Below are 23971 nucleotides of genomic sequence, written 5' to 3' on the forward strand. Positions count from 1 at the left end.
CCTTCGCCCATCGACATAGGCGTGTAAGTGTCCGAAGCGGACCTGTCTATCATTTCGGAGATCAGGAAACGATTGCCACCTGAAGGGGCGTATCGGGGCAAGTCGATACGGAATCCGTACAGCGAAGTGGCTGTTCGTCGAGGAAGATCGCCAGACGGGTTGGTATCGCATGTATCCGGAAACAGTTCAGACACGGGACGATCTGGGCAAGGCGCTCACCGAACTTCGGGAGAATGCCGGTCTCACCGTGCGAGAACTGGTCGAGCAATCGGACGCCCTGCTCGGAACGGTGAGTGGATGGCTGGCCGGCAATCACGCGCCGACCGCCGCGAGCAAAGAAATGTTTTTCGCCGTGCTCAATACGTGCGGAGTCACCGGTTCCGACACCGATATCTGGTGGGCTGCCGTACGGCGGGCCCGGCGAAAGGTCTCGACCCGTTCGAAGATAGCCCCGACGCCCTATCGAGGATTCGAGTCATTTCAGACCGACGACAAAGAGTGGTTCTTCGGTCGAGAAGATGTGACCGATCGACTCGTCGAGGCGGTCTCATCGGCAGCATCGAGCAAGGATCCTCGGCGGCGGATGGTGATGGTGGTCGGGCCGTCGGGCGCCGGTAAGTCATCGGTGGTCCGCGCCGGTTTGCTTCCCTCTGTAGGAGGTGGATTGCTCACCGGCTGGCGTTCGACCCTGATGGTTCCGGGGGCCGATCCCGTGGCGGCGCTGGCGACGGCCCGCGTAGAAGCCGTGCCCGGTGAACCGGGGACCCGTGGAGCGCAAGACACCGGGAACGGCCCGCTGGTCGTGGTCGTCGACCAGCTCGAAGAACTCTGGACCGTGGCGCCCGCGGTGGCCAGGCAGGACTTCCTGGCGGCCGTCACCGATTTGGTCGAGGACCGTGGTGGTCCCGGGACAGTGGTGGTGGGGGTGCTGCGGGCCGATTACTACGCGCGGGTCTCGGCGGTCCCGTTCCTCGTCGACGTCCTGCAGCATTCGCAGGTGGTGGTCGCGACGATGGGCGTCGACCAGCTCCGTGACGTGATCACGGGGCCTGCTCGCCGCGCGGGGCTGGACATCGACGACGATCTGGTCGACTTGTTGCTCGCCGACGTCGCCCCCGCTGCCGGATACTCCGGTGCCACCGCGCTGCCCATGCTCTCGCACGCATTGCTGGCGACCTGGTCGCACTCGGACCGGCAGCGGCTCACGGTTGCCGACTACCTGGCCACAGGCCGGATCAGCGGGGCCGTCGAGCGCACGGCCGAAGCGGTCTACGCAGACCTCGACGACACCGAGCGAGATCTCGCCAGGCGCCAGCTGCTCGCCATGGTCAATGTCGATGACGACGTGGTGAGCCGGCGAAAGGCGCCGCTCGAAGCCCTGCGTATCGCGACCGCCGACTCTGTGGTCGCCGGCGATGCCCCGGCGGCACTGAGTCCGGAGGCCGCCCGCGCCGTCGAGGTACTCGAACGGTTCGCCGCGGCCCGCCTGGTGAGCGTCGATGCCGACTACGCCGAGGTGACCCACGAGGCGTTGCTCACCGCCTGGCCCAGGCTCCAGCAATGGATTGACGGGGATCGTGCCAGGCTGCTGATGCACAAACGCTTTCGGCAAGCGTGGACCCTGTGGGAATCGGGCGATCGCGCCGACGAACTACTGATCCGCGGCGCCTGGCTCGGTATGGTCAACGACTTCATCCCCGGCGAGCGCGGTGAGCCGCAGCTCACGGCCGCCGAGTCCGACTTCCTGCGCGCCAGCAATGAGCAGCAGCACAGGCTCGAGGCGGGCGAGCGTCGCCGGGTGCGGCAACTGCGGCGTATCGCTGTCGGTGTCGCCGTGGTGGCAATGGTGGCCGCGCTCGCCGCGACCTTCGCGGTGATCGCACGCGGCGACGCCGTCGACGAGCGAAATCGTGCAGAGCAACTCCAGAGACAGGCCATGAGCCGGCAACTCGCTGTGCAATCAGGCGAACTAACCGAGCGCGATCCGGCCCTCGCCCGGCAGTTGGCCATGATCGCCTATCGAACATCACCGACCTTGGAGGCGCGGTCCAACCTGATCGACAACAGCGCGATCGCCACGCCCGCCAGGTTTCTTGGTCCAGTCGGTCCGATCAAGGTCGCCTACAGCGCTGATCGCGGGCTGTTGGCGATGGCCGATGCCGGAAATCGTGTCACCCTCTACACCACCGCGCCCGGGGCCACCGGTCCTGTCGTATTGGGCGGACTGGCCCACCGTCTCGGCGATTTCGGTGGACACGAGTCGAACGGTGCTCTGCGTGCACTGTCCTTCAGCGCGGACTCGGCGACCCTCGTCCTCGGGGGGCGCGCCGCGGTCGAGGTGTGGGACGTCCGCGACCCGCTGACCCCTACCAGGACAGCGGTGCTGCGGACCAGCCAGCCGGTGAACGGTCTCGCGCTCAGTCCCGACGGTAGGACTCTCGTGGCCGCCGTGGAGCAGGTCGGGGTGCTGGGGTGGCAGCGCGTGGGTGAGCAGTGGGTGGCCATGGCTCTGCCGACCGAAGTTGCCGGAACCGGTCAGGCGGTCGCCTTCTCGCGTGACGGCTCGACCCTTGCCACGAGCAGCGCGACGCGGCGGGTCGATCTGTGGACGGTGGCAGGGGCGGGACTCAACCCGCTGCCACCGATCGAGTTGACCGACTGGGCGGACAACCAGCAGGCCCTGAGTCTGGTGTTCGCTCCGAATGGAGAACTCGTGATGGGGCTGAAAAGTCACCAGGTGCAGTTCTACGCGCTGTCGGCCGGGGGCGGCCCCACGCTCGTGCGGGTCATCGAGGGATTCGGCAACTACGTCAACGGCATCAGTATCAGCGACGATGGCAACCGACTCGCTGCCGCGGGGTCGGACAACACCGTGCGCGAATTCGATCTGCGCGCACCTGATCTCGATGAGCCCCGGATCTGGCACGGGCCGTCGACGTTCACCTCCGTGGCCTACGTCGGCGGGGAGGTCGTCGCCACCGCAGATGACGGGGTGGTCACTGCGTGGCAGAGCACGCATCCCGTGATGCGGTTGGGATCGGAGACCATCTTCCAGATCCCGGCCGGTTCGCGTAGCCCCGACATTCTTGCGGGCAGCGGACCGTCCGGGGAGATCACGCGGCTGCGGGTTTCGGACGGTCCGAACCTGGTCAGGGTGGGACCCGAGCTCGCGCCGCCGCCCGACGCCTCGTTCTCCGGAGCGATCGGGATCTCGGCGTCTGGCCGTCTGGCCGTCCTGGGCTCTGCTGACGGCACGGTCTTCTTCGGTGACTACTCCGACACGAGACGGCCGAAACTCGTCGGGCCGGGGGTGCGTGCCCTGCAGACGCTGAACGAGACCGTCGACATCAACGAAGCTCGGTCCATCGCCGTGACCGGCGGGTTGGAGTCGCCGCGGCTGCCGGTGATCGACGTGTCCGATCTGTCGGCGCCCGAGGTGGTGTCCACCATCGACGTCGGCGAAGGAGTGACCTGGGCGTCGCTGAGTCCGGACGGGACGTCGGTCGCCTTCGCCACTCCGGGCGGGGCGGTACTGCTCTACGATCTGACCGACCCGGCACGCCCGGCGCAGCTGATGACGATCAAAGCGTTCGACACCGCCGCCCTCGCGGTTCGCTTCCGGCCCGACGGCCACGCACTCTTGGCCACCTCGTCGACCAAGGAGCTCGTCACCATCGACATCACCCGGCGCAGCACTCCCGAGATCACCGCCCGGCTCTCGGGGCCGGTCGGCCAGATCTACAGTGGCGCCTATTCATCGGACGGGGACATGATCGTCGTCGGTGGTGGTGCCGGGGAGATCTGGACGTGGGACGTCACCGATGAACGCCGTCCCGACCTGCGGGTGGTGCTCAGGGCTTTCGGTGGGAAGGTGTTCGACGTCCGGTTCGCCGATGACGACCGCACCGTCCTGGCAGCAGGCGATGGCGGCGCGGTGATGTCGTGGACAGTGGACGCCGATCTCATGCTGGACAGGGCCTGCCGGAGTGCGGGGGCGCAGATCACCGAAGCCGAATGGCGACAGTACCTTCCGGGCAGCCCCTACGACCCACCCTGTGAAGACTGATCCGGGGGCGACTGACCCGGTGCAGTGCCGGCGCCCGGTTTGGTCGCGGCGCCGCCCAGGGGATCCGAGGTGATGTTCAGCAGCGAGTGCTTACGTCCGTAGACGAGGTAGTACACGAGCACGACGCCGACCCACAGCAGGAAGAACAGGTATGTGTACCAGTGCAATCCGTAGAGGATGTAGATGCACGCGGCGATCGCCAGGATAGGTGTGACCGGATAGAACGGCACCTTGAACGGCCGGTACAGGTCGGGCTCGCGACGGCGCAGCAGGATGACCCCCAGGCTGACGACACTGAAGGCGGTCAGGGTGCCGATGGAAACCATGTCGATCAGGTAGTCCAGCGGGACGAATCCCGCCAGCAGGGCGACGACGATCGCGACCACGACGGTGTTGTTCACCGGCGTCAGGGTCCGGGGATTGACCCGTGTGAAGAACTTGGGCAGCATGCCGTCGCGCCCCATCGCGAACAGGATCCGCGTCTGTCCGTACAGGGTCACCAGGGTGACCGAAAAAATCGAGATGACTGCGCCGAGGGACAGCACCAGCGACGGCCACGTCTCGCCGGTCACCTTTTCCAGGATGGCGGCGAGGCCCGCTTCTTGACCCTCGAACTCGGAGGCCTGTTGTGCTCCGACGGCGGCCAGCGCCACCAGCACGTAGACCAGCACGACGGTGACCAGTGCGGCGATGAGGGCGCGGGGCATCGTTCGCTGGGGATCCTTGACCTCCTCGCCGGCTGTCGACACCGCGTCGAGGCCGATGAACGAGAAGAAGATGACGCCGGCAGCGGCTGTGACACCGTTCGCGCCGTCGAGGAAGAACGGGCTGAGATTGTCGGCATTGAAGCCTGCAAAGGCGATTGCGATGAACATGGCGAGGACGGCGAGCTTGATCGCGACCATCACCATGTTCGCCTTCGCCGACTCACTTGCCCCGCGGATCAACAGCAGGGCGCACAGGCCGACCAGGATGATCGCGGGCAGGTTGACCACCCCGGGGTCGGCGTCCCAGGGCGCGGCGGACAGCGCGTGCGGGATCTGCGGAATGTGCAGGTAGCCGAGCAGGGCGTTGAGGTACTCGCTCCAGCCGACCGCGACCGCTGCGGTGGACACCCCGTACTCCAGCAGCAGGCATGCGGCCACCGCCATCGCCACGATCTCGCCGAGGGTGGCGTACGCGTACGAGTATGTCGAACCCGACACCGGTACTGACGACGCCATCTCGGCGTAGCAGATGGCTGCCAATCCGGCGGCTATGCCCGCGACGATGAACGCCACGACGACCGACGGGCCCGCGTCCGGAACGGCCACGCTCATCACGAAGAAGATGCCGGTGCCGATGGTGGCACCGATTCCGAAACAGGCCAGCTGCGTGGTGGTGATCGTCCGTTCGAGGCCGGTATCGGCCTCGGCTTCATCGCCTGTCGGGATCGGCTTTCGTCGGAACAGGGTTCGGGTGTTCAGTGCGCCGGGCTGCTGCGCCGGGTCTTTGTTCAAATCCATGTGGACACCTCAGCCTGGGAAGATGATTGCCGGAACAGTTGCGGAGGCAACGATCTTCGCTGCCCTGGAACCCAGGAACACCCGCTTGATCGCGTCCCGTGGGGTGGTGCCGATCGCGAGGACCTCACCGTCGGACCACTCGATGGCGTCGAATGCGGCGTCCCAGTCGTTGCCGGTACTGATCGTCGTCGGGACGGTCTCGTCGATTATCTTGTCCGTCACCAGCTTCTGCATGGACGCCGCCATCTGCTCCTTCCACGCCTGGAGCACGCTGCGTTCGACGTCGAAGCCGACCTCGGGTGGGAACATGTCCGCTGGGGTGACGCCGAAGGTGGCGACCCGCAGCGGGACGGTCATCTGCGCGGCGAGGGCCTTCGCTGACATGACGACGTCTTCACTGTGGTCATCTCCGGAATAGGCGCAGGTGACCCCGGTGATCCGCGCGCACTTGTACCCCTTGGGGGCCAGCGCCAGCGGGATGGAACTCGAATGCATCAGTCGACTGGTCGTCACGCCCAACGACATCCGGCCGTCATCGGATCCGTGGGTGGTGCCCAGGACGAGTACTTCGCCGTCGTGCTCGGTGAGTACCTTCTGGATCGACTTGGACACCGACCGCTCACTGACCCGGAGGTATGTCACCGCGGTGTCCGGCGCGCGTAGCGCCAGATGCGCGCGGGCCGCGGCTTCGGCGTCGTCGCCGTACCGCCGCGCGTAGGCACTGAACTCGGCGTCCACCCGAGCCAGAGATGGGGTCGTCCACGGTTTGGGGGTCGCGATGACCATGACCAGGTTGGTCGACAGTGCGCCGGCCAGGCTCGCGCCGAGTTCGACCGCTTCGTCACCACCCCGCCCGGGCTGGTATCCGACGATGACGCTCATGGGCGTGCGTCAGCTGTCGGTGGCGACAACGGATTCGCAGGCGGCGAATCTGCCGGTGTCGGCTGTGTGGCCATCGACGACCTCCGAATCTGTGTGGTGCAAAACATGTAACCACCGCAGGCACGATCCGGCGCGGTTAGCGACAAATCGTTTCCTCGGGCACAGATGTTCGTGCGGCCCGCGGCGGGTGCGCAGTAGAGAAGCCCGACGACCGTGGTCACCTTCGGGTGGGCGCTGAACGTGTTCTATTAGGCTGGTCCGGTGTTGAACGTCCGTGTACTGCGCCCTGCCGTATCCGCGCAGGATCGCGCTCTGGTCGCCTCGGACAAGGCTGCGCGTGCACATCTGCGCACCACCGAGCGCGAACTGGCCGATTTGGAAGTCGAACTCGGTGAGCGCGAGCCTGACCGTAGGCCGCGGTGGCTCCTGGTCTTGGTGGCCGCAGTCGTGGTCGCAGCGGTCGCAGCAGCGATCGGCGGCTATCGCTATGTGCAGGCCGACCGGGGGTTCACCGACGCCCAGTACATGCAGGCCGCGACCGATCGGGTCGAGGTGTTGCTGACGCCCGAGGCCGGCGATGATGGCAAACGCGCCAGGGCGATCCTCGCGGGCGCGACCGGCTCGTTCGAAGACGAGTTCGCGCAATCCACCGACGCTTTCACGGCGTTCGTCCAAAAAATCGGCACGGTGTCGACGGGGACGGTCGACGGTGTCGGGATCTCGTCGAGATCTGGTGAGCGCGCGACGTTGCTCGTCACCGCAGCGATCGAGGTGCGGACCGGTCTCGACACGGATCAGTCGAGGGCTCCCGCAGTACAACGCTTCCGGATACAGGTCGACATGGTGCCCGACGAGGGCACCCTGAAGATCTCTGCGTTGGAGTTCTACCCGTGACCGCGCGCCGTATGTGGTGCTGGTATCTGGCGAACCTGGTGATTGTCGTCGTCTGCGTGATCGTTCTGACAGCGGCCTGGCAACTCCATCGAAGCGACGAGAAACTGGCCACCAACCGTTCTGAGGTACTCGAGCTGGCGGGACCGGCTGTGGCTACGTTGTTCTCAGTCGAGTCGGGCGACATCGACGCGCAGCGACAGCGTGCCCTGGCCGTGGTGACCGACGAGTTCGCACGCGAATACGGGCAGTTCTTGAAGTCGACGACGGCACCTTCCGAGCCCCTGACCGTCACATGGGAGCCGGTGCACACAGGGATTTCCGCGGTCGCGTCGGACCATGTCGACGCAGTGGTCTCGGCAGCGGTCACCGAGGCTCGGCCCGGTGCCGAATCCGTCGACTACACCAAGGTTCTGGACGTCAGGTTCGAACGATCCGGCGATGACTGGAAGATCGCCAGGGCGGACGAGGTGCTGTGAGCACTCCAGAGAACGACCCGTCGGCAGGCTCGTCGCGGCGGCTCCAGGCGGCACGTCTACGGGTGGCCGACGCGCGAGCGGAGGCCGAGCGGGCGCGCGCCGGCGCCGAGCAGGCCTGGGCGAACCTGGCGGTTCGGAGACGACGCGCGGTGACGGTGGTGAGCAGCGGCTGCGCGGCGCTGTGCGTGGTCATACTGGTAGCAGTTCTCGTGCTCGTCGTCGCGCACCGCGGGGCGGTATCGGACCGCGCCCGCGACGCGGATGTCCTGGCCGATACCCGGTCCGCGGTGACCACTCTGCTGACCATCGACCCGGCGCGGGCCCAGGAGTTCGTGGACAGCGCTCTTGCCGTCACCACCGGCCCGCAACGTGAACGCCTCGAGAACTCGCGTTCGGAGCTGCTGGACGTCATCGGCGGGTTGCGGGTGCCGAGCACCGGGCAGGTCCTGTCCGCGGGCATCGTCGGCGACGCCTCCGATGACTCCGCCGATGTCCTGGTGGTCGCCGAAGGCACCAACCCGACCGTGCTGGGGGCCGACCCGGCGCAGAGTCGGGTCGCTGTGCTGGTGACGATGAAGGAGACCGGCGGACGCTGGAAGATCGATCGGACGCAACTGCAATGAGTGGACTGAGAGAAAATCTGACCAGATCTGCTGTGGCAGGGCCGATCCTGGCGGCTGTTCTGGTGGTCCTGATCGCCGTCGCGGTGGTGGGCTTTCTCGGGCCGTCCATCCCCGGCCGGGCGGATGAGGCCGCGCGTCGGCAGGTGCAGTTGGCCACCACCGACGCGGTCAGCTCGTTGATGACCTTCGGCCCCGATTCGCTGATTTCGCAACAGCGTACGGTCGGTCCGAAACTCACCGGGCGTCTGCTCCTCGAGTTTCGTAGTCAGGGCCCCGGGGTGGTGTTGCCGACCGCGGTGGAATCGAAGGTCGTGATGACGGGCCGGGTACTGGCCACCGCGGTGAACCGGATGGCCGACGACACCGCCCGGGTGCTGGTTTTCGTGAATCAGAGCATCGTGTTGCCCGCGGCCGGTGCTGAGCCCGAGGTGGTGGCTGTCACACGCTGGGCCGACATGCGTAAGGTCAACGGAAATTGGCTGCTTGCCGGGTTGCAACAGGTCGGGCCCGGATAGCACGAGAATCCGTGGGATGTGAGGTGGCAATGAGTGCCGCAATGGTGATTGTCGGGGCCGGACTCGGTGGTGCGCGACTGGTGGCCGATCTTCGGAACGAGGGCTACGAGGGCGAGCTGATCCTGATCGGCAAGGAGGCCCGTATCCCTTATGACCGGCCACCTCTGTCCAAGGCTGTGCTGACGGGAGACAAGGACGACGTCGACCTGCAGCCCCAGGAGTTCTACACCGAAAAGGACGTCGATCTCCGGACCGGAATGTGCGTCACCTCAATCGATCCGGACGCACACACGGTGACCGTCGAACCGGTCGAGGGTGGGGAAGCGGAAACCGTTGCCTACAGCACGTTGATACTCGCCACGGGTCTCGACCCCCGTAGCCTGCCGTTCGCCGCGGGCAAGTCGGGCGTACACACCCTGCGTACCTACGACGACGCGATGGCGCTGCGGTCGGAGATCGAGGGCGCGTCCACCGCGGTGGTGATCGGGGCCGGGTTCATCGGCTGCGAGGTCGCGGCGAGCCTGAGCACCAAGGGCCTCGAGGTCACCGTGGTCGAACCGGCGCTTGCTCCGCTGGCGATCGCGCTCGGAGAGCAGGTCGGCACCATGGTCGGCAGAATCCATGCCGACCGCGGCGTGCAGATCCGTACCGGCGTCGGGGTCACCGGTATCACCGGTGAGGACAAGGTGACCGGCGTGACGCTGGCGGACGGCACCGAGTTGCCCGCCGACATCGTGGTCCTGGGAATCGGCTCGACCCCCGTGGTCGACTACCTCGAGGGATCGGGCATCGCACTCGCCGACCGCGAATTCGGTGGCGGGATCGCCTGCGACGAGGTTGGCCGCACCAGTGCGCCGGATGTCTACGCCATCGGCGATGTCGCCAACTGGCGCGACGAGCACGGCGTTCCGTCCCGGGTCGAGCACTGGAACAACGTCGTCGAGCAGGCTGCGAAAGTTGCCTATGCGATCCTCGGTGTCGATGAGTCGAATGCCCGCCCGTTTGTTCCGTACTTCTGGAGCGACCAGTTCGAGGTGAAGGTGCAGGCCCTGGGACATCCCTCGGCGGGCGACGACGTCCACGTGATCTCTGATGACGGCACCAAGTTCGTCGTCTATTACAGCCGCGACGGCGTGTTCACAGCCGTGGTCGGCGCAGGTAAGGCCGGCGCCGTGATGAAGATGCGGGCCAAGCTTCTCGAGAAGACGCCGATCTCGGAACTGCTCGGCTGATGCCCGTCGCCGGGCCGGTGCCGACGGCGGCGGCGGTCACGGCGGCCCTGGCGGAGCTGGCAGATCCGGCCCGTGCGGAGAGCTCGGCGTGGTTCTTCAAGACCGGACCCGGCGAGTACGGCGAAGGCGATCGGTTCATCGGCGTGAGTGTGCCCGCGCAACGCAAGGTGGCCAAGGCTTTTCGCGGTCTCGACCGGGCAGGTGTCGAAATGTTGCTCGCGAGCGACATCCATGAGCACCGGTTGACCGGGCTGCTGCTGCTGCGATCGAGTTTCGAGAAGGCGCACTCAGAGTCCGACCGCGACGCCTGGGTCCGATGCTATGTCGACGCGGTGTTCGCAGGGCGGGTCAACAACTGGGATCTCGTCGATTCGTCGGCACCCTATGTTCTCGGCGAATCACTGGTCGGAAAGGATCATTCGCCTCTGTTTGCGCTGGTCGCCGACCGTGATCTATGGCGGCGCCGGGTCGCGATTCTCGCGACGCATGCCTTCATCAAACGCGGTGACGGCACAACGCTGCTCGAGTTGGCACCGCTGGCCCTCGATGATCGTCGTGATCTGATCCAGAAGGCGGTGGGCTGGATGCTGCGAGAGACCGGTAAGCGGGTGGACAACACCGTGCTGCTCGACTTCCTCGAGCAGCATGCAGCCGTCATGGGTCGCACGGCCCTGAGCTATGCCACCGAGCACCTCACGGCCCCGCAGCGCGCTCACTTTCGACAGTTGCGCTGAACTACTGCTTCAGAATTCGATCTTCAAAGTGTTCGACGTCGGTCGGGCCTGGCACCCGAGGATGTATCCGTCGGCGATGTCGTCCTCGTCGAGCGCGCCGATGTTCTCCATCTCCACCGTGCCCTCCGTGACGGTGCATGCGCACGATCCACACTCGCCCTCGCGACATGAGTACGGGACGTCGAGGCCGGCCGACAGCATGATGTCGACGAGGGTCTGGCTTCGCGGCCAAGCCATCTCGTGCACCTCGCCATCGAGTTCGACCTCCACCGAGGCGGCGTCCGCGATCTCTTCCTCGGTGAGTTCGGCGGGCGCGGTGTCCTCGAACGGGTCGCCGGACAGCGAGCTGAAGACCTCGGCGTGCACCTGGTGATGCGACATCCCTATCGCGGCGAGGGCTTTGTGTACTGCGTCCATGAACGGGCCCGGCCCACACATGTACGCGTTGTAGGCCTTGAACGGACGCAGGAGCGTGGCGAGCGATTCGACCGACGGCATGCCCTGCACCGACTGCAGCCAGTGGATCACGGTGAGACGGTCGTGGAACCTCTCCTGCAACCCGCGCAACTCGGCAGCGAAGATCACATCGCTCTCGCTGCGATTGGCGTAGACCAACAGCACTCGGCCGCTCCCTTGCGACAGTGCCGACTTGAGGATCGACATCACCGGGGTGATACCGCTGCCTGCGCCGAGTAGCAAGATCGGCGCGTCCAGATCGGCGGGCGTGAAGACACCCGACGGTGGCAGGACCTCGATCTGGTCGCCGGCTGCGACGTTGTCGCAGAGCCAGTTCGAGCCGTACCCGTCTGCGGTCCGCTTGACGGTCACCTTGGGCTTCTCATCGCCGAAGGGCGATGAGGCCAGCGAATAGCACCGGGCCACCGACCCCGTCCGGTCACTGGGGATGCGCAGCGTCAGGAATTGGCCGGGCTTGTAGTGGAATCGCTCGGTGCTGTCCTCCGGCACGTCGAAGACCAACGATTTGGCGTCGCCGGTCTCGTCGATCACGTCGGCCACGGTCAGCACAACGCTCCGGGTGCTGTGCGGGGACACGGTCACCGGCGTACCTCCTAGTCGTGGAGAAGATGCCTCAAAACAGGAACACGTTCTAATTTAGATTACCAGTGTCGGCGCTCGGTGCCGACCGTCCCTCGATGCCAGGTGAGAGAACGTCCTGCAGTCCGAGGGTCAGTATCCGGCTGCCCTGGGTGAGGAGTTCATCGAGGTCGGACTCGGGGTCCTCGAGCCACTGCTCGTACGCGGCCAGTGCGGTGGCCAGCAGTGTCCACGCCACGGTCTGCGGTACGAGGGCCGACAGGTCACTGCCGGTGCGCGACGCGACGAACTCCGCGACGACGTTGCGCCATCCGGTGTACATGAGCATCGAATGTGCTTGCAGGGCGGGCACCCCCAGCAGCAGGCGCATCCTGCGTCGGTGGTGTTCGCGATGCTCTGCGGGTACCTCGTTGAAGGCGAGCAGGGCGGTGTGCAGCGCTTCCGCCACAGGCATGTCCGGGGGTACCTCGGAAAGGAGGCGTCGCATGTCCTGGAGATGTTCGTCGAAATCGCCCCACGCGATCGCGTTCTTCGAGGAGTAGTAGCGAAAGAGGGTCCGCCGTGCGATCCCGGCTGCCGCGGCGATGTCGTCCACACTCGTCTCGTCGAAGCCGGCCTCGGTGAACAGGTCGATGGCGGCCTCGGTGATCTTCGACTTGGTGGTGCTGGGTCGCCTGCCGATCTGAGCGGTCATGACACCCGTAATCTGCTGGTCAACGGACAGTCCCTCCATGCCCCGGGCATCAGCTTGGGTCGCGGGTGCACCAGAGGTCATGGTAGTTGCTCACCGGTTGACGAAGTCGAGTACCGCAGCAGTGAACGCGTCGTTGTCGTCACCTGCTGCCGTGTGGCCCGCGCCGGTGAGTTCGACGACATCGACCGTCGGGACCAGCTTCACGAAATCGCGGACCGCCTGTTCGCTGACGACGTCCGAGAGTCTGCCTCTGATCAGCTGGATCGGAATGGTCAGCGATTGCGCCTGCCGTTCCAGGAGATCGGTGCGAATCATGGACTCGTCGCTCGGAGGTGTGAGGAACGCCGGATCCCAATGCCAGTACCAACGGCCGTCGTCGCGCTTTCGAAGGTTCCGTTTGAGACCTTCCGAGGGGCCGGTGGCCCGGCGGTGCGGTAGATACTCGGCGATCGCGGCGGCGGCCTGGTCGAGATCGTCGAAACCATCCACATTGCCGGCCATGAAGTCCCGGATTCGCTGACTGCCGGCCTTCTCGAACCGTGGAACCACATCGACCAGTACCAATTTGTCGACCGCACCGGTGGGAGCCAGTGCGGATATGCCGATGCCGGCCATCCCACCCATGCTGGCGCCGACGATCGTCACCGGATCGTGTCGTCCGGTCAGCGTCGGGATCTGCTCGAGTACCGCCAGCCCGTCCCTGTTCTGAGCCTGCAGGCTGTAGTCGGCCGCCGGGTCCCAGTCACTGTCGCCGTGGCCACGGCTGTCGAGTGCGATCACATCCGAACCACGCTGGGCGAGCACCCGGCCGGTGTTCTTCCAGGAATGGCGCGTCTGGCCGCCGCCGTGCAGGAGCAAGATCGTGCTCGCGGGGGAGTCGCCATTGCGGACCGCCGTCCAGTGATCGGCCGCCAGCGAGAGTCCGCCGGAGCCGCGCAATCGCACCCCCGTCGGTTGAAATGCCCCCGTCGGTTGTGGTGCATCGGCTTCATCCACGTCGCGCTCCTCTCGGTTTCCCGTCTTCGACCATCTCACTGAGGTCGGGCACCTGTCCTTTCGGGTGGTTTTTGACGACTTCCGAATAGATTCTCCGCAACGCTGGCATTTGTGCACTGAGTGCCATTATGGTGATGGTCACAGTCCCGACTACATCTGGAGGCAATCACATGAGCGCTCAGAATCCGGCTTCACAGTCCGACAGCATCACCTCGACGGAATCCGAGCTGGTCTCGGAATCGTTGGTCGAAGAGGTGTCGATCGACGGCATGTGCGGCGTCTACTGACATGAGTGTTGCCACGACTGATCTTGTCTTCGACGCTGATCGGGCGTGGGTGCTGAACTCTTCGGTCGCATTGCGGCCCGAACCGTTTGGTGCGCTGCTGTACCACTTCGGCACTCGTAAGCTGTCGTTTCTCAAGAATCTGACAGTGGTCGAAGTGGTGCAGTCGCTGCCCCAACACGCGAGTGCCACCGACGCCCTGGCCGCAGCCGGCATTGCCGACAGCGACCGCCCGCTCTACCTGAATGCGCTTGCCGCACTGGCTGCTTCGGGCATGATCGTCCAACCCTCTTGAGTTTCGGCACTGCCGTTGCTCCAGCCCCTTGAGGACTCTGCCATGACTTCAATTCTCGAGCGCCCCGCTGCGCCGCAACAGCCCGTCGGCCGCCTGGTCGACCAATTCGAAAAGGGCCTCGACGCCCCGATCTGTCTGACCTGGGAGCTGACGTACGCCTGCAACCTGTCGTGCGTGCACTGCCTGTCGTCGTCGGGTAAGCGTGACCCGCGTGAACTCGACACCGCACAGTGCAAGGCCATCATCGATGAGCTCCAGCGCATGCAGGTGTTCTACGTCAACATCGGCGGCGGTGAGCCGACCGTGCGCCCGGACTTCTGGGAACTCGTCGACTACGCGACCGATCATCAGGTGGGCGTGAAGTTCTCGACCAACGGGCTGAAGATCGACAAGAAGGTCGCCCAGCGTCTGGCCGCCTCCGACTACGTCGATGTGCAGATCTCTCTCGACGGTGCGACCGCCGAGGTCAACGACGCGGTGCGCGGTCCCGGCTCTTTCGACATGGCCATCAAGGCGCTCGAGAACCTGCACGAGGCCGGCTTCGCCGATGCAAAGATCAGCGTCGTCGTGACCCGCCAGAACGTCACGCAACTCGACGAGTTCAAGGCGCTCGCAGACCGTTTCGGTGCGACCCTGCGGATCACCCGGCTGCGTCCGTCCGGTCGTGGGGCAGACGTCTGGGACGATCTGCATCCGTTGCCCGAGCAGCAGCGCGGTCTGTACAACTGGCTGGTCGAACACGGAGAGGGAGTCCTGACCGGTGACTCGTTCTTCCATCTCTCTGCCTTTGCCGAGCCCGGTCAGGGTGCCCTGCCCGGCCTGAATCTCTGCGGCGCCGGACGGGTGGTCTGCCTGATCGACCCGATCGGTGACGTCTACGCGTGCCCGTTCGCGATCCATGAGAACTTCCTGGCCGGAAACATCCTGTCCGACGGTGGTTTCAAGACGATCTGGCAGGAATCGGATCTGTTCTTGGAACTGCGTGAGCCGCAGAACGCCGGGGCCTGCACCAAGTGCGCGCACTTCGATGCCTGCCGCGGTGGCTGCATGGCGGCCAAGTTCTTCACCGGTCTGCCGCTCGCCGGCCCGGACCCCGAGTGCGTCCAGGGCTACGGAGAAACCCTGCTCGAGCAGGACCGGCGCGTTCCCTCGGCGAACAAGGACCACTCCCGCGGCGTGCCGCTGACCCTGATGACCCGGCCACCGTCGCGTGACTGTGACGAAAACCCCCTCGCCGGATTCACACCGGCGGGTCTGACCCCTTCCAAGTAATGAAGAACCCCGGCAGTGTTGCCGGGTGAGCAAAGGAATATTGCGATGGCGAACCCCTGGTTCGAGACTGTTCTAGAAGCGCAGCGGCGGGCGAAAAAGCGCCTCCCCAAGTCTGTGTACTCCTCATTGGTCGCGGGCAGTGAAAAAGGCATCACGCTCAGCGACAACGTCGAGGCATTCTCCGAACTGGGGTTCGCTCCGCACGTGGTCGGCGCACAAGCTGACCGCGAGTTGTCGACAACGGTGATGGGACAAGAGATCTCACTGCCGGTGATGATCTCGCCGACCGGCGTTCAGGCCGTGGACAAAGATGGTGAGGTCGCGGTCGCCCGCGCCGCAGCCGCGCGGGGTACGGCAATGGGACTGTCGAGCTTCGCCAGCAAGCCCATCGAAGAGGTCACCGCGGTCAACGACAAGATCTTCTTCCAGGCCTACTGGCTCAACTCACGCGAGGACATCCTCAAGCGGGCCGAACGGGCCCGCGAAGCCGGCGCCAAAGGCCTGATCGTCACCACCGACTGGTCGTTCTCCATGGGTCGCGACTGGGGCAGTCCGGAGATCCCCGAAAAGGTGGACTTCAAGGCACTGCTGAAGCTGGCTCCCGAACTCGCCGCCCGCCCGCGCTATGCGTGGGACTGGTTCAACAAGGGCAACTTCACCATCCCCGACCTCACCGCACCCAACGTGGTCGACAAGGGCGAGACCGGACCGACGTTCTTCGGTGCCTACGGGCAGTGGATGCAGACCGCACCGCCGTCCTGGGAAGATTTGGCCTGGCTGCGTGAGCAGTGGGGCGGACCCTTCATGGTCAAAGGCATCACCCGCCTCGACGACGCGAAGCGCGCCGTCGACATCGGCGCCAGTGCGATCTCGGTGTCCAATCACGGAGGCAACAACCTCGACGGAACCCCCGCCACCATCCGCATGCTCGGACCGATCGCCGACGCTGTCGGCAAGGACATCGAGGTGCTGCTCGACGGCGGCATCCGCCGCGGCAGCGACGTCGTCAAGGCTCTCGCGCTCGGTGCCGACGCCGTCATGATCGGCCGCGCCTACCTCTGGGGCCTCGGTGCCAACGGACAGGCCGGCGTCGAGAACGTCCTCGACATCCTGCGCGGCGGCATCGACTCCGCGCTGATGGGCCTGGGTCGCAAGAGCATTCACGAACTCACCCGTGATGACATCATCATTCCCGAGGGCTTCGAAAAGCGTTTCGGCGAGACCACCGCGTAGGCCTCGCCGATAAGCACCACCCGTTTCGGTCACATCCATTGGTTCTGGAGATCCAGGGTGTGACCGGAGCGGGTGGTTCTGCGTCTGGAGAAACAGTGGCCGAACGGCACTAGAACACGTTACAGTTCTGGTATGGGAGATTTCGACGGCAAGGTCGTCTACATCACGGGTATCGCCCGCGGGCAGGGTCGCAGTCACGCGATCAAGTTCGCCGAAGAGGGCGCCTCGGTCATCGGTCTCGATGTCTGCCGTGAGGTGACGGCGATCGGATATCCGGCGGCCACACCTGAGGATCTCGAAGAGACGATCCGGCTGGTGAAAGCAGCCGGCGGCAACATCCTTGCCATCCAAGCTGATACCCGCGACCTCGCCGCGCAACAGCAGCTGGTTGCCGACGGGGTGGCGCAGTTCGGCCGCCTCGACTACGTGATCGCGAACGCCGGTGTGCTCACCTGGGGCGCGGTGCACGAACTGACCGAAAGCCAGTTCATGGATGTCATCGACGTCAATGTGAACGGCACCTGGAAGACCCTCAAGGCAACCATTCCCGCGATGATCGACGCGGACAACGGGGGGTCGATCGTCATCATCTCGTCGGTGGCCGGCATCAAGTCGATGCCCATGCAGGCCGCGTACTCGGCGTCAAAGCACGCACTTGTCGGCCTGTCGCACACCACGGCAAAAGAACTGGGAAAGCATCGCATCCGGGTCAACACCGTGCACCCGTACGGAGTCGACACCCCCATGTGCATCGAGGACACCGATGCATTCGCGGTCTTCGAGATGCCCGAGTTTCAACCGCATTTCCTGCCCATCCTGCCGGGGATGGCCAAGTCCGCGGACATCAGCGACGCAGTGATGTACCTGTGCTCGAAGAAGGCCCGGTTCATCACCGCGTCGTCGATCGAGGTCGACATGGGCGCCACGAAAATCTAGGTCGCACAAAAACACACCGTCCGGTCACAAGCACACGCTGCAACGTGTGCCTATGACCGGACGGTGTGCATCTGTTCCGATCAGTCGAGCCAGAGGGTGGCCGGGTCTGTCGCAGCCCGTGCCGGGGCCGCGGGAACATCGGGCACCGTGCGCGAAAAACGCGGCGCCACAGAGGCTTGCATGACACCGTCGATCTCGACCAGCGACCCACGGCTGGCGAGATGTTTGTTCTGAGGTGCTTCCTCCCAGTTGAGCACCGGCGACGCACAGGCGTCGGTGCCCTCGAAGATCGCGGTCCATTCGTCGCGGGTCTTGGACTTGAAGACCTCCGCGAACCGGACCTTCATCGCAGGCCACTGCGACTGGTCGAGTTGATGTGGAAGTGTCTCGTCATCTGCCAGCCCCATGCCGTCGAGCAGCAACGCGTAGAACTGCGGCTCGATCGCCCCGACGGCGAAATACTTGCCGTCCGACGTCTCGTACACGTCATAGAAAGGCGCGCCGGTGTCCAGGAGGTTGGAACCGCGTTCGTTGCCCCACAGGCCGGTTCCGCGGAACGCCCACATCATCTGGCCGAGCACTGAGGCACCGTCAACCATTGCGGCATCGACGGTTTGACCCTTACCGGACTTCTCGCGTTCGAGCAGGGCGGCCAGGATGCCCTGCACCAGGAACATCGATCCACCGCCGAAGTCGCCGAACAGATTCAGCGGAGGGGTCGGGACCTCGTCCTTGCGGCCGACTGCGTGCAGCAGGCCCGTGAGAGAGATGTAGTTGATGTCGTGGCCCGCTACCTGCGAGAGCGGTCCGTCTTGGCCCCAGCCGGTCATGCGGCCGTACACGATGCGCGGGTTGACGGCGGCCACGTCCTCCGGGCCGAAACCGAGTCGCTCGGTGACGCCGGGCCGGAATCCCTCGATCACGACGTCGGCCTTGGCGATCAGGTTCATGATCGCCTCCTTGTCGACGGGATCCTTGAGGTTCGCCTCCACGATCGTGCGGTTACGCAGCAGCTGGTCGGCCACCTGACCGTCCTGCGGCAGCTTGCCGGGGCGCTCCACCCGCACCACCTCGGCACCCAGATCGCCCAGCATCATCGCCGCGTGCGGCCCGGGCCCGATGCCCGCGAACTCGATTACCCTTGTCCCGCTCAGCGGTCCGCTCTTTGTCATGCCCTCGCCCCTCATCGTCGAGTGGTGGATCACCATTGCTGCGCACGCGCGCTGTGATGCCAACCCGGTACAGTCGGTCCCCAGTAAACCAGGTACCGAGCGATTGATCGGGTCGAGCTCCGCTCCGCTCCGTCTCGGTGCTCGGGTCGAGCTCCGCTCCGCTTCGTCTCCGTGATCGGGTCGAGCTTCGCACTCTGCACCGGCGAACCCCTTCAGACCGCGACCCAGACGGGCTAGCATTGTCCGAATGACATCGTCTGGCGGACTCGGTTTCGAGAGCTGGACCGAATTGGACGGTCGCCGCGTCACCCTGCTCGTCCCCCTGGGCTCGATTGAGCAGCACGGCCCTCATCTGCCACTCGACACCGACGTGCGGATCGCCACGGCAGTGTCCGAAGCCGTAGCCGAGGTCGATGCCGGCTCGGACCGGCCAGGAGGAGAGCTACTCGTCGCCCCGGCGCTGAACTATGGCGCGGCGGGAGAGCACGAAGGCTTCCCCGGCACCATCTCGATCGGCCGGGACGTGTTGCAAACAGTATTGGTGGAGTACGGTCGCAGTGCGTGCCGTTGGGCCGAGCGCGTGGTGTTCGTGAACGGACATGGCGGCAACGGATCGGTGCTGTCGGCCGCAGTGAAACAACTGCGGTACGAAGGCCGAGACGTCGCCTGGTACGGCTGTGGCGCGCCTGGTGGAGATGCGCACGCGGGTTTCACCGAAACATCCTTGCTGCTGCACCTTTCACCTGAGGTGGTGCGGCAGGAAGCCATGGTACGAGGCAACGTGGCGCCGGTGTCAGAGCTGATGACAGCGATGCGTTCAGGGGGTGTGGCAGCAGTGAGTGGCAACGGTGTCCTCGGTGATCCGACGCAGGCGTCGGCTCCCGACGGTAGGCGAATGCTGAACGAGATGGTCGCGCGACTGTCCGAGGTTCTCGAAGGTTGGCGACCAGACGCGTTGGGGATGTTGCGGTGATCTCTGATCAAGGCAATCGCAGCGACGCCACAGCGGCGACCGAGCAGGCGGTATCCGCAGGCCCAGGGGCGGCGCTGCCCCCGACCGGCTTCCAGGTGCAGATCGATCCGCACTGCACGGTCTCGGACGATCGTCGCCATATCGTGGGCGGCTCCCCGCTGCGGCTGCTGAACCTCTCGGAGGTCGCCGGGGGACTGCTCGACGCAGACGGCAGGCTGATGGTCAGCAATCGACTCACCTCACAGCTCGCCCGCAAATTGCTCGACGCCGGAGTGGGGCACCCGCGGCCGATGTTCGGTCCGTCCGAAACCGACATCACCGTCGTGGTACCCGTGCGCAACAATCAATCCGGGATCGACAGACTGCTCCCCAGGCTGACCGGGCACCGAGTCGTCATCGTCGACGATGGCTCCACTGCGCCCGTGCGGGCTCCCGGGGCGACGGTTCTGCGAACGGAGCGCAGCGAAGGCCCGGCCGCTGCTCGAAACCGCGGTGCGGCTCTGGCGGAGACCGAACTGCTGGCATTCCTTGATTCCGACGTCGTCCCCGAGCACGACTGGCTGACCAAGCTGGTGGGGCACTTCTCCGACCCAAAGGTCGCTCTCGTGGCGCCGCGCATCGTGGCTCTCGAACCGGGTGGTGGCGCCACCTCACGGTACGAGGCACTGTGTTCCTCCCTCGACATGGGTCGTCGCGAAGGCCCCATCGCCCCACGCTCGCGCATACCGTACGTACCCAGTGCCGCAATGGTGGTGCGCCGCAGTTGTTTCGAGGGTTTCGACGAGACCATGGAGGTCGCGGAGGACGTCGACCTGTGCTGGCGACTGCACGAGAACGGTTGGTCCCTGCGGTACGACCCGATCGCGACCGTGGCCCACGACCACCGCAGCCGGTTGTCGAAGAGCCTCGATCGCAAGCGTTACTACGGTACCGGTGCCGCATTGCTGTCCGGTCGGCATCCCGGTCTCGGAGCGCCGTTGGCCCTGACCGTCCCGATGGCAGCGGCCATGGCAGCCCTGGTGACCGGGACTGCGTGGGGTGTCTTGGCTGCGCTGGTGGTCTTCGGGGTGATCGGAGGGCGACTCCACAGACGTGTCTCGCCGATGCCGGATGCCGCACGCATGGCGGCGAAGCTGACGGCTCAGTCCGTGGGCTTCGGATTACTGCAATCGGCCTCGGCCCTGTGCCGGCACTATTGGCCGCTCTCGTTCCTGCTTGCCCTGGTGTCCAAGCGCTTTCGAAACCTCCTGTTGGCGGTGGCCGTCGGCGAAGCGGCATATGAATGGGTCCGCCTGGAACTGCTGAACCCCGAACCGGGTGCCAGGGTCGGATGGTGGCGCTTCATCGCGCTCAAGCGACTCGACGACCTGGCATACGGAACCGGGCTCTGGCAGGGGGCGCTTGCCGGGCGCAGTGCCGATGCCCTCTACCCCCGGATCAGCAACAGTGTGACCACCGAGTCGCGGCCCTCCGCCACCCGCAGCGGAGTCGGGTGACCGCTGCCGCAGACTCCCGGGCCGACGTCATCGTGGTCGGCGCCGGGAGTAGTGGATGTGTTGTTGCCGAGCGCCTCTCGCGCGACCCGGCACGTCAGGTGATCCTGCTCGAGGCCGGTGGCGATGCTCCTGCGTCCGCGTCGTTGCGACTCGATCACCTACCCATCGGGGCCGGTTCGGACCGGGTGGTGCACTACCCGACCCGGCAGGGATTCGATCTGCCCCGCGGGAAGGGGCTGGGTGGGTCGTCAGCCGTCAACGGCGGGTACTTCCTGCGCTGGCATCCGAACGATTTCGAAGGTTGGTCGCCCGACGTGTGGCCGATGGCGGCCATCGGATCGGCCTACGACCACGTCGACGGTGGCGTCGGCGGCGGCGGGGTCATGAACGTTTCGGAGTTCGCTGATGATGAGCTGCACCCGTACGCATGCGCCTTCGAAAGGCACTGGAAGGATGAAGGTTTCGGTGTTGCCTCGCCACCGTGGCCCGCGGTGGGGGTGGTCAGGGTCCGGTCCAATCGCGACGGATGGCACCGGCATTCCACCGCAGTCCTGTTGCAGGAGGCACTGCGCAGGCCCAACCTGCGCCTGCTGAGCCACTCCCAGGTCGTTGGGCTCCGGCACTCGGGCGGCCGCGTGAGTGGCGTGGTGGTGGGAGAGCAGGTGCTTTCGGCCGACGAGGTGATCCTGTGCGCAGGGACTCTGGGGACCGCTGAGCTGCTGGCGCGATCAGGCGTGGTGGAGATCGAGGACGCCGCGGTCTGGGAACACCGCGAGCAATTGGTGAGGTTCACCCCGGCGGGCGGCCTACCCGGTCATGCGAGGGCGCTGCTCCAGGCCGTGCTGCACACGCGCGATGGGTTGGAAATTCGTTGTTATAACGACGATTTCGCAGAGTTCATCGATGGGTTGCCGCACTCGTCGCCGGCGTTCGGGGTCGCGCTCATGCATCCGGAGCTCCCGGGGTCGGTGTCCTGGGGTCCGGTGGCGAGACTGCGTATCGACCTCGGCGAGGTGTCCGGCGGCGATTCCGAGAAGATTCGGCGATGCGCCGAGCGGGTCGTTTCCATGCTCGGTGGAGCCGATTTCGAAGGACTCGTGCAGCCGGGGTCCCCGTGGGTCGAGCCGGTGATCCGGACTTCCCAGCATGCCTGGGGGACCATGCCCATGGGCGAGCGCACCGATTGGCTCGGCGCCGTCGACGAGGTCCGGGGTCTACGGATCGTGGATGCCTCCATCTTGCCGACCGCCGGTTCGAGCGGGCCGCACGCGACGGTGATGATGATGGCGTGGCACATCGCGAACACGGTCGCATGAAAAGGTGCTTTTACCTGTCGGTGTCGTTAGTTTGAACAGGTGACCACTTGCCGACTTTCCGTCGTCGTTCCCGCTTACAACGAATCCGAAGCCCTCCGAGGTTGTCTGAACAGCCTTCTGACCCAGATCGCGATGATCGATGAGGTCGTCGTGGTCGACAACAATTCGACCGATGACACGGCGTCGGTGGTCGATGAGTTCACGCAGATCAGCGAAAAGTTCAGGCGTGTCGAGGCGAAACAGCAGGGGGTCATGTTTGCTCGCACCGTGGGTTTCGACAGCGCACGAGGGGAGCTGGTGGCCCGTATCGACGCGGACACCCGAGTGAACCCGACCTGGGCGCAGGCGATTCTCGACTTCTTCGAAGCTCATGGGGACATCTACGAAGCGGGCATGGGCATGTGTACCGCCTATGATTTGCCGTTTCAAGAGCGATTTCGCAGGTCACAGCGTGAATTGACCGAGCAGGCCACAGCAAAGTTGGCGAGTGGAGAAGGTGCGGACATGCAGCGCCTCTTCGGGTCGAACATGGTCATCACCAAAGCGGCGTGGGAGGCTGCGCGTCCGATGAGCTGTGACGCACGATTTCCGGCCGTCGATTCCTCACCGCCGTCGGGCCGTATTTCCGTTACTGCCAGCGGGATCAGCGAACGTACAAAGTGCACGGGTTTCCCGATCGCCGCCGCAAGGCGATCATCCAGATGCTGGTGGTTGCCATGCCGTTCTATCTCCTGCACTGGATACCGTTTCGGGCATACGATCCGTCGACCGAGTCGTTCTCGCTGCGAATGTTGCGGCAGCCGGCGCAGAACCGGCCGACACCGCGCGCGCATCGATGAAGGCGGTGGGCGTCTGCGTATCGCAGGGTTAGGCTGGTCGTATGACATCACTGACAGATCCATCAGTTCGGGAATTCCTCGAGACCGGTACGCGGACCGGACATCTCGGATACACGGCCTCCGACGGCCGGCCGCTGGTGGCCCCCGTCTGGTTTGTCGTCGACGGCGATCGTCTGGCCTTCAACACCGGTGCCGACACGGCCAAAGGCAAAGCAATCGCGCGTGACGGCAGACTTGTGTTGTGCGTCGACCTGCAAGAGCCGCCGTTCGCGTTCGTGCAGGTGCAGGGCATCGCGGAGGTCAGTGATGACCTTGCGGAGGTGCACCGCATCGCGACTGCGTGCGGAGGCCGGTACATGGGTTCCGATCGCGCCGAGGAGTTCGGTGATCGGAACGGTGTGCCGGGGGAGCTGGTGATCTGGATCAAACCCACAAAAGTCATTGCATCCTTGGACGCGACGGCCTGACGCGGGCGTCGCGCC

Annotated in this window: 23 protein-coding genes and 1 pseudogene; 18 read left to right on the forward strand and 6 right to left on the reverse strand. The window is 65.4% G+C overall.

What is annotated here, in order from left to right; genetic code table 11:
* Window positions 1-169 precede the first annotated feature (169 nt).
* Window positions 170-4066, forward strand: coding sequence for an nSTAND1 domain-containing NTPase (locus DFR67_RS24405; protein ID WP_110472087.1), 3897 nt, complete (start codon window positions 170-172; stop codon window positions 4064-4066).
* Here the strand turns inward: DFR67_RS24405 and DFR67_RS24410 are convergent.
* Together DFR67_RS24410 and DFR67_RS24415 are read right to left on the reverse strand one after the other, a co-directional pair.
* Window positions 4042-5571, reverse strand: a complete 1530-nt coding sequence (locus DFR67_RS24410; RefSeq protein ID WP_110472088.1) for an amino acid permease — start codon at window positions 5569-5571, stop codon at window positions 4042-4044. The two genes, DFR67_RS24405 and DFR67_RS24410, sit on opposite strands and share 25 nt — an antisense overlap.
* Before the next feature lie 9 nt (window positions 5572-5580).
* Window positions 5581-6453: a universal stress protein gene (locus DFR67_RS24415; RefSeq protein ID WP_110472089.1), complete on the reverse strand. Its 873-nt coding sequence runs from the start codon at window positions 6451-6453 to the stop codon at window positions 5581-5583.
* A gap of 261 nt (window positions 6454-6714) precedes the next feature.
* On the opposite strand from DFR67_RS24415, the gene DFR67_RS24420 reads away from it, so the two are divergent.
* From DFR67_RS24420 to DFR67_RS24445, 6 genes are read left to right on the forward strand one after another with little or no spacing between them, the layout of a single operon-like run.
* Window positions 6715-7347: a hypothetical protein gene (locus DFR67_RS24420; RefSeq protein ID WP_110472090.1), complete on the forward strand. Its 633-nt coding sequence runs from the start codon at window positions 6715-6717 to the stop codon at window positions 7345-7347.
* Complete coding sequence (locus tag DFR67_RS24425) at window positions 7344-7823, forward strand: hypothetical protein (RefSeq protein ID WP_146240528.1); 480 nt, start codon at window positions 7344-7346, stop codon at window positions 7821-7823. The genes DFR67_RS24420 and DFR67_RS24425 overlap by 4 nt, the downstream gene beginning before the upstream one ends.
* Window positions 7820-8446 (forward strand): hypothetical protein, encoded by a 627-nt coding sequence (locus tag DFR67_RS24430; protein ID WP_110472092.1) that lies wholly within the window; start codon window positions 7820-7822, stop codon window positions 8444-8446. The genes DFR67_RS24425 and DFR67_RS24430 overlap by 4 nt, the downstream gene beginning before the upstream one ends.
* Window positions 8443-8961, forward strand: a complete 519-nt coding sequence (locus tag DFR67_RS24435) for a hypothetical protein (RefSeq protein ID WP_110472093.1) — start codon at window positions 8443-8445, stop codon at window positions 8959-8961. Before DFR67_RS24430 ends, DFR67_RS24435 begins: the two co-directional genes overlap by 4 nt.
* Window positions 8962-8990: 29 nt before the next feature.
* Entirely contained in the window at window positions 8991-10193 is a 1203-nt protein-coding gene (locus tag DFR67_RS24440) for an NAD(P)/FAD-dependent oxidoreductase (RefSeq protein WP_110472094.1), read from the forward strand.
* Complete coding sequence (locus tag DFR67_RS24445; RefSeq protein WP_110472095.1) at window positions 10193-10927, forward strand: DNA alkylation repair protein; 735 nt, start codon at window positions 10193-10195, stop codon at window positions 10925-10927. Before DFR67_RS24440 ends, DFR67_RS24445 begins: the two co-directional genes overlap by 1 nt.
* A gap of 9 nt (window positions 10928-10936) precedes the next feature.
* On the opposite strand, the gene DFR67_RS24450 is transcribed toward DFR67_RS24445, so the two are convergent.
* The 3 genes from DFR67_RS24450 to DFR67_RS24460 form a co-directional block, all read right to left on the reverse strand.
* A complete protein-coding gene (locus DFR67_RS24450) occupies window positions 10937-11986 on the reverse strand; it encodes a ferredoxin--NADP reductase (protein ID WP_110472096.1) in 1050 nt (349 codons plus the stop codon).
* Between the two features lie 49 nt (window positions 11987-12035).
* Window positions 12036-12677: a mycofactocin system transcriptional regulator gene (gene mftR / locus DFR67_RS24455; RefSeq protein ID WP_110472145.1), complete on the reverse strand. Its 642-nt coding sequence runs from the start codon at window positions 12675-12677 to the stop codon at window positions 12036-12038.
* 90 nt (window positions 12678-12767) lie between these two features.
* Window positions 12768-13673 (reverse strand): alpha/beta fold hydrolase, encoded by a 906-nt coding sequence (locus DFR67_RS24460; RefSeq protein WP_425451334.1) that lies wholly within the window; start codon window positions 13671-13673, stop codon window positions 12768-12770.
* Between the two features lie 170 nt (window positions 13674-13843).
* On the opposite strand from DFR67_RS24460, the gene mftA reads away from it, so the two are divergent.
* From mftA to DFR67_RS24485, 5 genes are all read left to right on the forward strand, one after another.
* Window positions 13844-13960 (forward strand): mycofactocin precursor MftA, encoded by a 117-nt coding sequence (mftA, locus tag DFR67_RS24465; protein WP_110472097.1) that lies wholly within the window; start codon window positions 13844-13846, stop codon window positions 13958-13960.
* Window position 13961: 1 nt separating this feature from the next.
* The gene (mftB, locus tag DFR67_RS24470; RefSeq protein WP_110472098.1) at window positions 13962-14252 is read left to right on the forward strand and encodes a mycofactocin biosynthesis chaperone MftB; all 291 of its coding nucleotides are present in this window, start codon (window positions 13962-13964) and stop codon (window positions 14250-14252) included.
* A gap of 42 nt (window positions 14253-14294) precedes the next feature.
* A complete protein-coding gene (gene mftC / locus DFR67_RS24475; RefSeq protein WP_110472099.1) occupies window positions 14295-15524 on the forward strand; it encodes a mycofactocin radical SAM maturase in 1230 nt (409 codons plus the stop codon).
* A gap of 45 nt (window positions 15525-15569) precedes the next feature.
* Window positions 15570-16757 (forward strand): pre-mycofactocin synthase MftD, encoded by a 1188-nt coding sequence (mftD, locus tag DFR67_RS24480; protein ID WP_110472100.1) that lies wholly within the window; start codon window positions 15570-15572, stop codon window positions 16755-16757.
* 132 nt (window positions 16758-16889) lie between these two features.
* Complete coding sequence (locus DFR67_RS24485) at window positions 16890-17693, forward strand: mycofactocin-coupled SDR family oxidoreductase (RefSeq protein ID WP_110472101.1); 804 nt, start codon at window positions 16890-16892, stop codon at window positions 17691-17693.
* 80 nt (window positions 17694-17773) lie between these two features.
* Here the strand turns inward: DFR67_RS24485 and DFR67_RS24490 are convergent, their stop codons facing one another.
* Entirely contained in the window at window positions 17774-18865 is a 1092-nt protein-coding gene (locus DFR67_RS24490) for a CaiB/BaiF CoA transferase family protein (protein ID WP_110472147.1), read from the reverse strand.
* 247 nt (window positions 18866-19112) lie between these two features.
* Here DFR67_RS24490 and mftE point away from each other — a divergent pair, with 247 nt between their 5' ends.
* From mftE to DFR67_RS24515, 6 genes and pseudogenes are all read left to right on the forward strand, one after another.
* Window positions 19113-19838: a mycofactocin biosynthesis peptidyl-dipeptidase MftE gene (gene mftE / locus DFR67_RS24495; RefSeq protein ID WP_110472102.1), complete on the forward strand. Its 726-nt coding sequence runs from the start codon at window positions 19113-19115 to the stop codon at window positions 19836-19838.
* Entirely contained in the window at window positions 19835-21334 is a 1500-nt protein-coding gene (mftF, locus tag DFR67_RS24500) for a mycofactocin biosynthesis glycosyltransferase MftF (RefSeq protein ID WP_342766757.1), read from the forward strand. The genes mftE and mftF overlap by 4 nt, the downstream gene beginning before the upstream one ends.
* The gene (mftG, locus tag DFR67_RS24505; RefSeq protein ID WP_110472103.1) at window positions 21331-22650 is read left to right on the forward strand and encodes a mycofactocin system GMC family oxidoreductase MftG; all 1320 of its coding nucleotides are present in this window, start codon (window positions 21331-21333) and stop codon (window positions 22648-22650) included. Before mftF ends, mftG begins: the two co-directional genes overlap by 4 nt.
* Before the next feature lie 39 nt (window positions 22651-22689).
* A pseudogene (locus DFR67_RS31620) lies at window positions 22690-23028 on the forward strand (glycosyltransferase family 2 protein); the annotation flags it as partial.
* A gap of 281 nt (window positions 23029-23309) precedes the next feature.
* On the forward strand, window positions 23310-23489 hold the full coding sequence (locus DFR67_RS30860) for a hypothetical protein (protein WP_170135278.1): 180 nt from the start codon (window positions 23310-23312) through the stop codon (window positions 23487-23489).
* 41 nt (window positions 23490-23530) lie between these two features.
* Window positions 23531-23956 carry a PPOX class F420-dependent oxidoreductase gene (locus tag DFR67_RS24515; protein WP_110472105.1) on the forward strand — a complete coding sequence of 142 codons (426 nt, stop codon included), beginning with the start codon at window positions 23531-23533 and terminating at the stop codon, window positions 23954-23956.
* Window positions 23957-23971: the final 15 nt, after the last annotated feature.

Origin of the sequence: Williamsia limnetica, assembly GCF_003217475.1 — a bacterium.
In the GTDB taxonomy this organism is placed as follows: Bacteria; Actinomycetota; Actinomycetes; order Mycobacteriales; family Mycobacteriaceae; genus Williamsia; species Williamsia limnetica.

Bases quoted from the DNA above. Each gene is read 5' to 3' on its own strand.
- mftD (WP_110472100.1), top strand. From the start codon at position 15,570: ATGGCGAACCCCTGGTTCGAGACTGTTCTAGAAGCGCAGCGGCGGGCG.
- mftR (WP_110472145.1), bottom strand. From the start codon at position 12,677: ATGACCGCTCAGATCGGCAGGCGACCCAGCACCACCAAGTCGAAGATC.
- DFR67_RS24405 (WP_110472087.1), top strand. From the start codon at position 170: ATGTATCCGGAAACAGTTCAGACACGGGACGATCTGGGCAAGGCGCTC.
- DFR67_RS24515 (WP_110472105.1), top strand. From the start codon at position 23,531: ATGACATCACTGACAGATCCATCAGTTCGGGAATTCCTCGAGACCGGT.
- DFR67_RS24445 (WP_110472095.1), top strand. From the start codon at position 10,193: ATGCCCGTCGCCGGGCCGGTGCCGACGGCGGCGGCGGTCACGGCGGCC.
- DFR67_RS24410 (WP_110472088.1), bottom strand. From the start codon at position 5,571: ATGGATTTGAACAAAGACCCGGCGCAGCAGCCCGGCGCACTGAACACC.
- DFR67_RS24440 (WP_110472094.1), top strand. From the start codon at position 8,991: ATGAGTGCCGCAATGGTGATTGTCGGGGCCGGACTCGGTGGTGCGCGA.
- mftE (WP_110472102.1), top strand. From the start codon at position 19,113: ATGACATCGTCTGGCGGACTCGGTTTCGAGAGCTGGACCGAATTGGAC.
- DFR67_RS24415 (WP_110472089.1), bottom strand. From the start codon at position 6,453: ATGAGCGTCATCGTCGGATACCAGCCCGGGCGGGGTGGTGACGAAGCG.
- DFR67_RS24490 (WP_110472147.1), bottom strand. From the start codon at position 18,865: ATGACAAAGAGCGGACCGCTGAGCGGGACAAGGGTAATCGAGTTCGCG.
- mftC (WP_110472099.1), top strand. From the start codon at position 14,295: ATGACTTCAATTCTCGAGCGCCCCGCTGCGCCGCAACAGCCCGTCGGC.
- DFR67_RS24435 (WP_110472093.1), top strand. From the start codon at position 8,443: ATGAGTGGACTGAGAGAAAATCTGACCAGATCTGCTGTGGCAGGGCCG.
- mftA (WP_110472097.1), top strand. From the start codon at position 13,844: ATGAGCGCTCAGAATCCGGCTTCACAGTCCGACAGCATCACCTCGACG.
- mftB (WP_110472098.1), top strand. From the start codon at position 13,962: ATGAGTGTTGCCACGACTGATCTTGTCTTCGACGCTGATCGGGCGTGG.
- DFR67_RS24485 (WP_110472101.1), top strand. From the start codon at position 16,890: ATGGGAGATTTCGACGGCAAGGTCGTCTACATCACGGGTATCGCCCGC.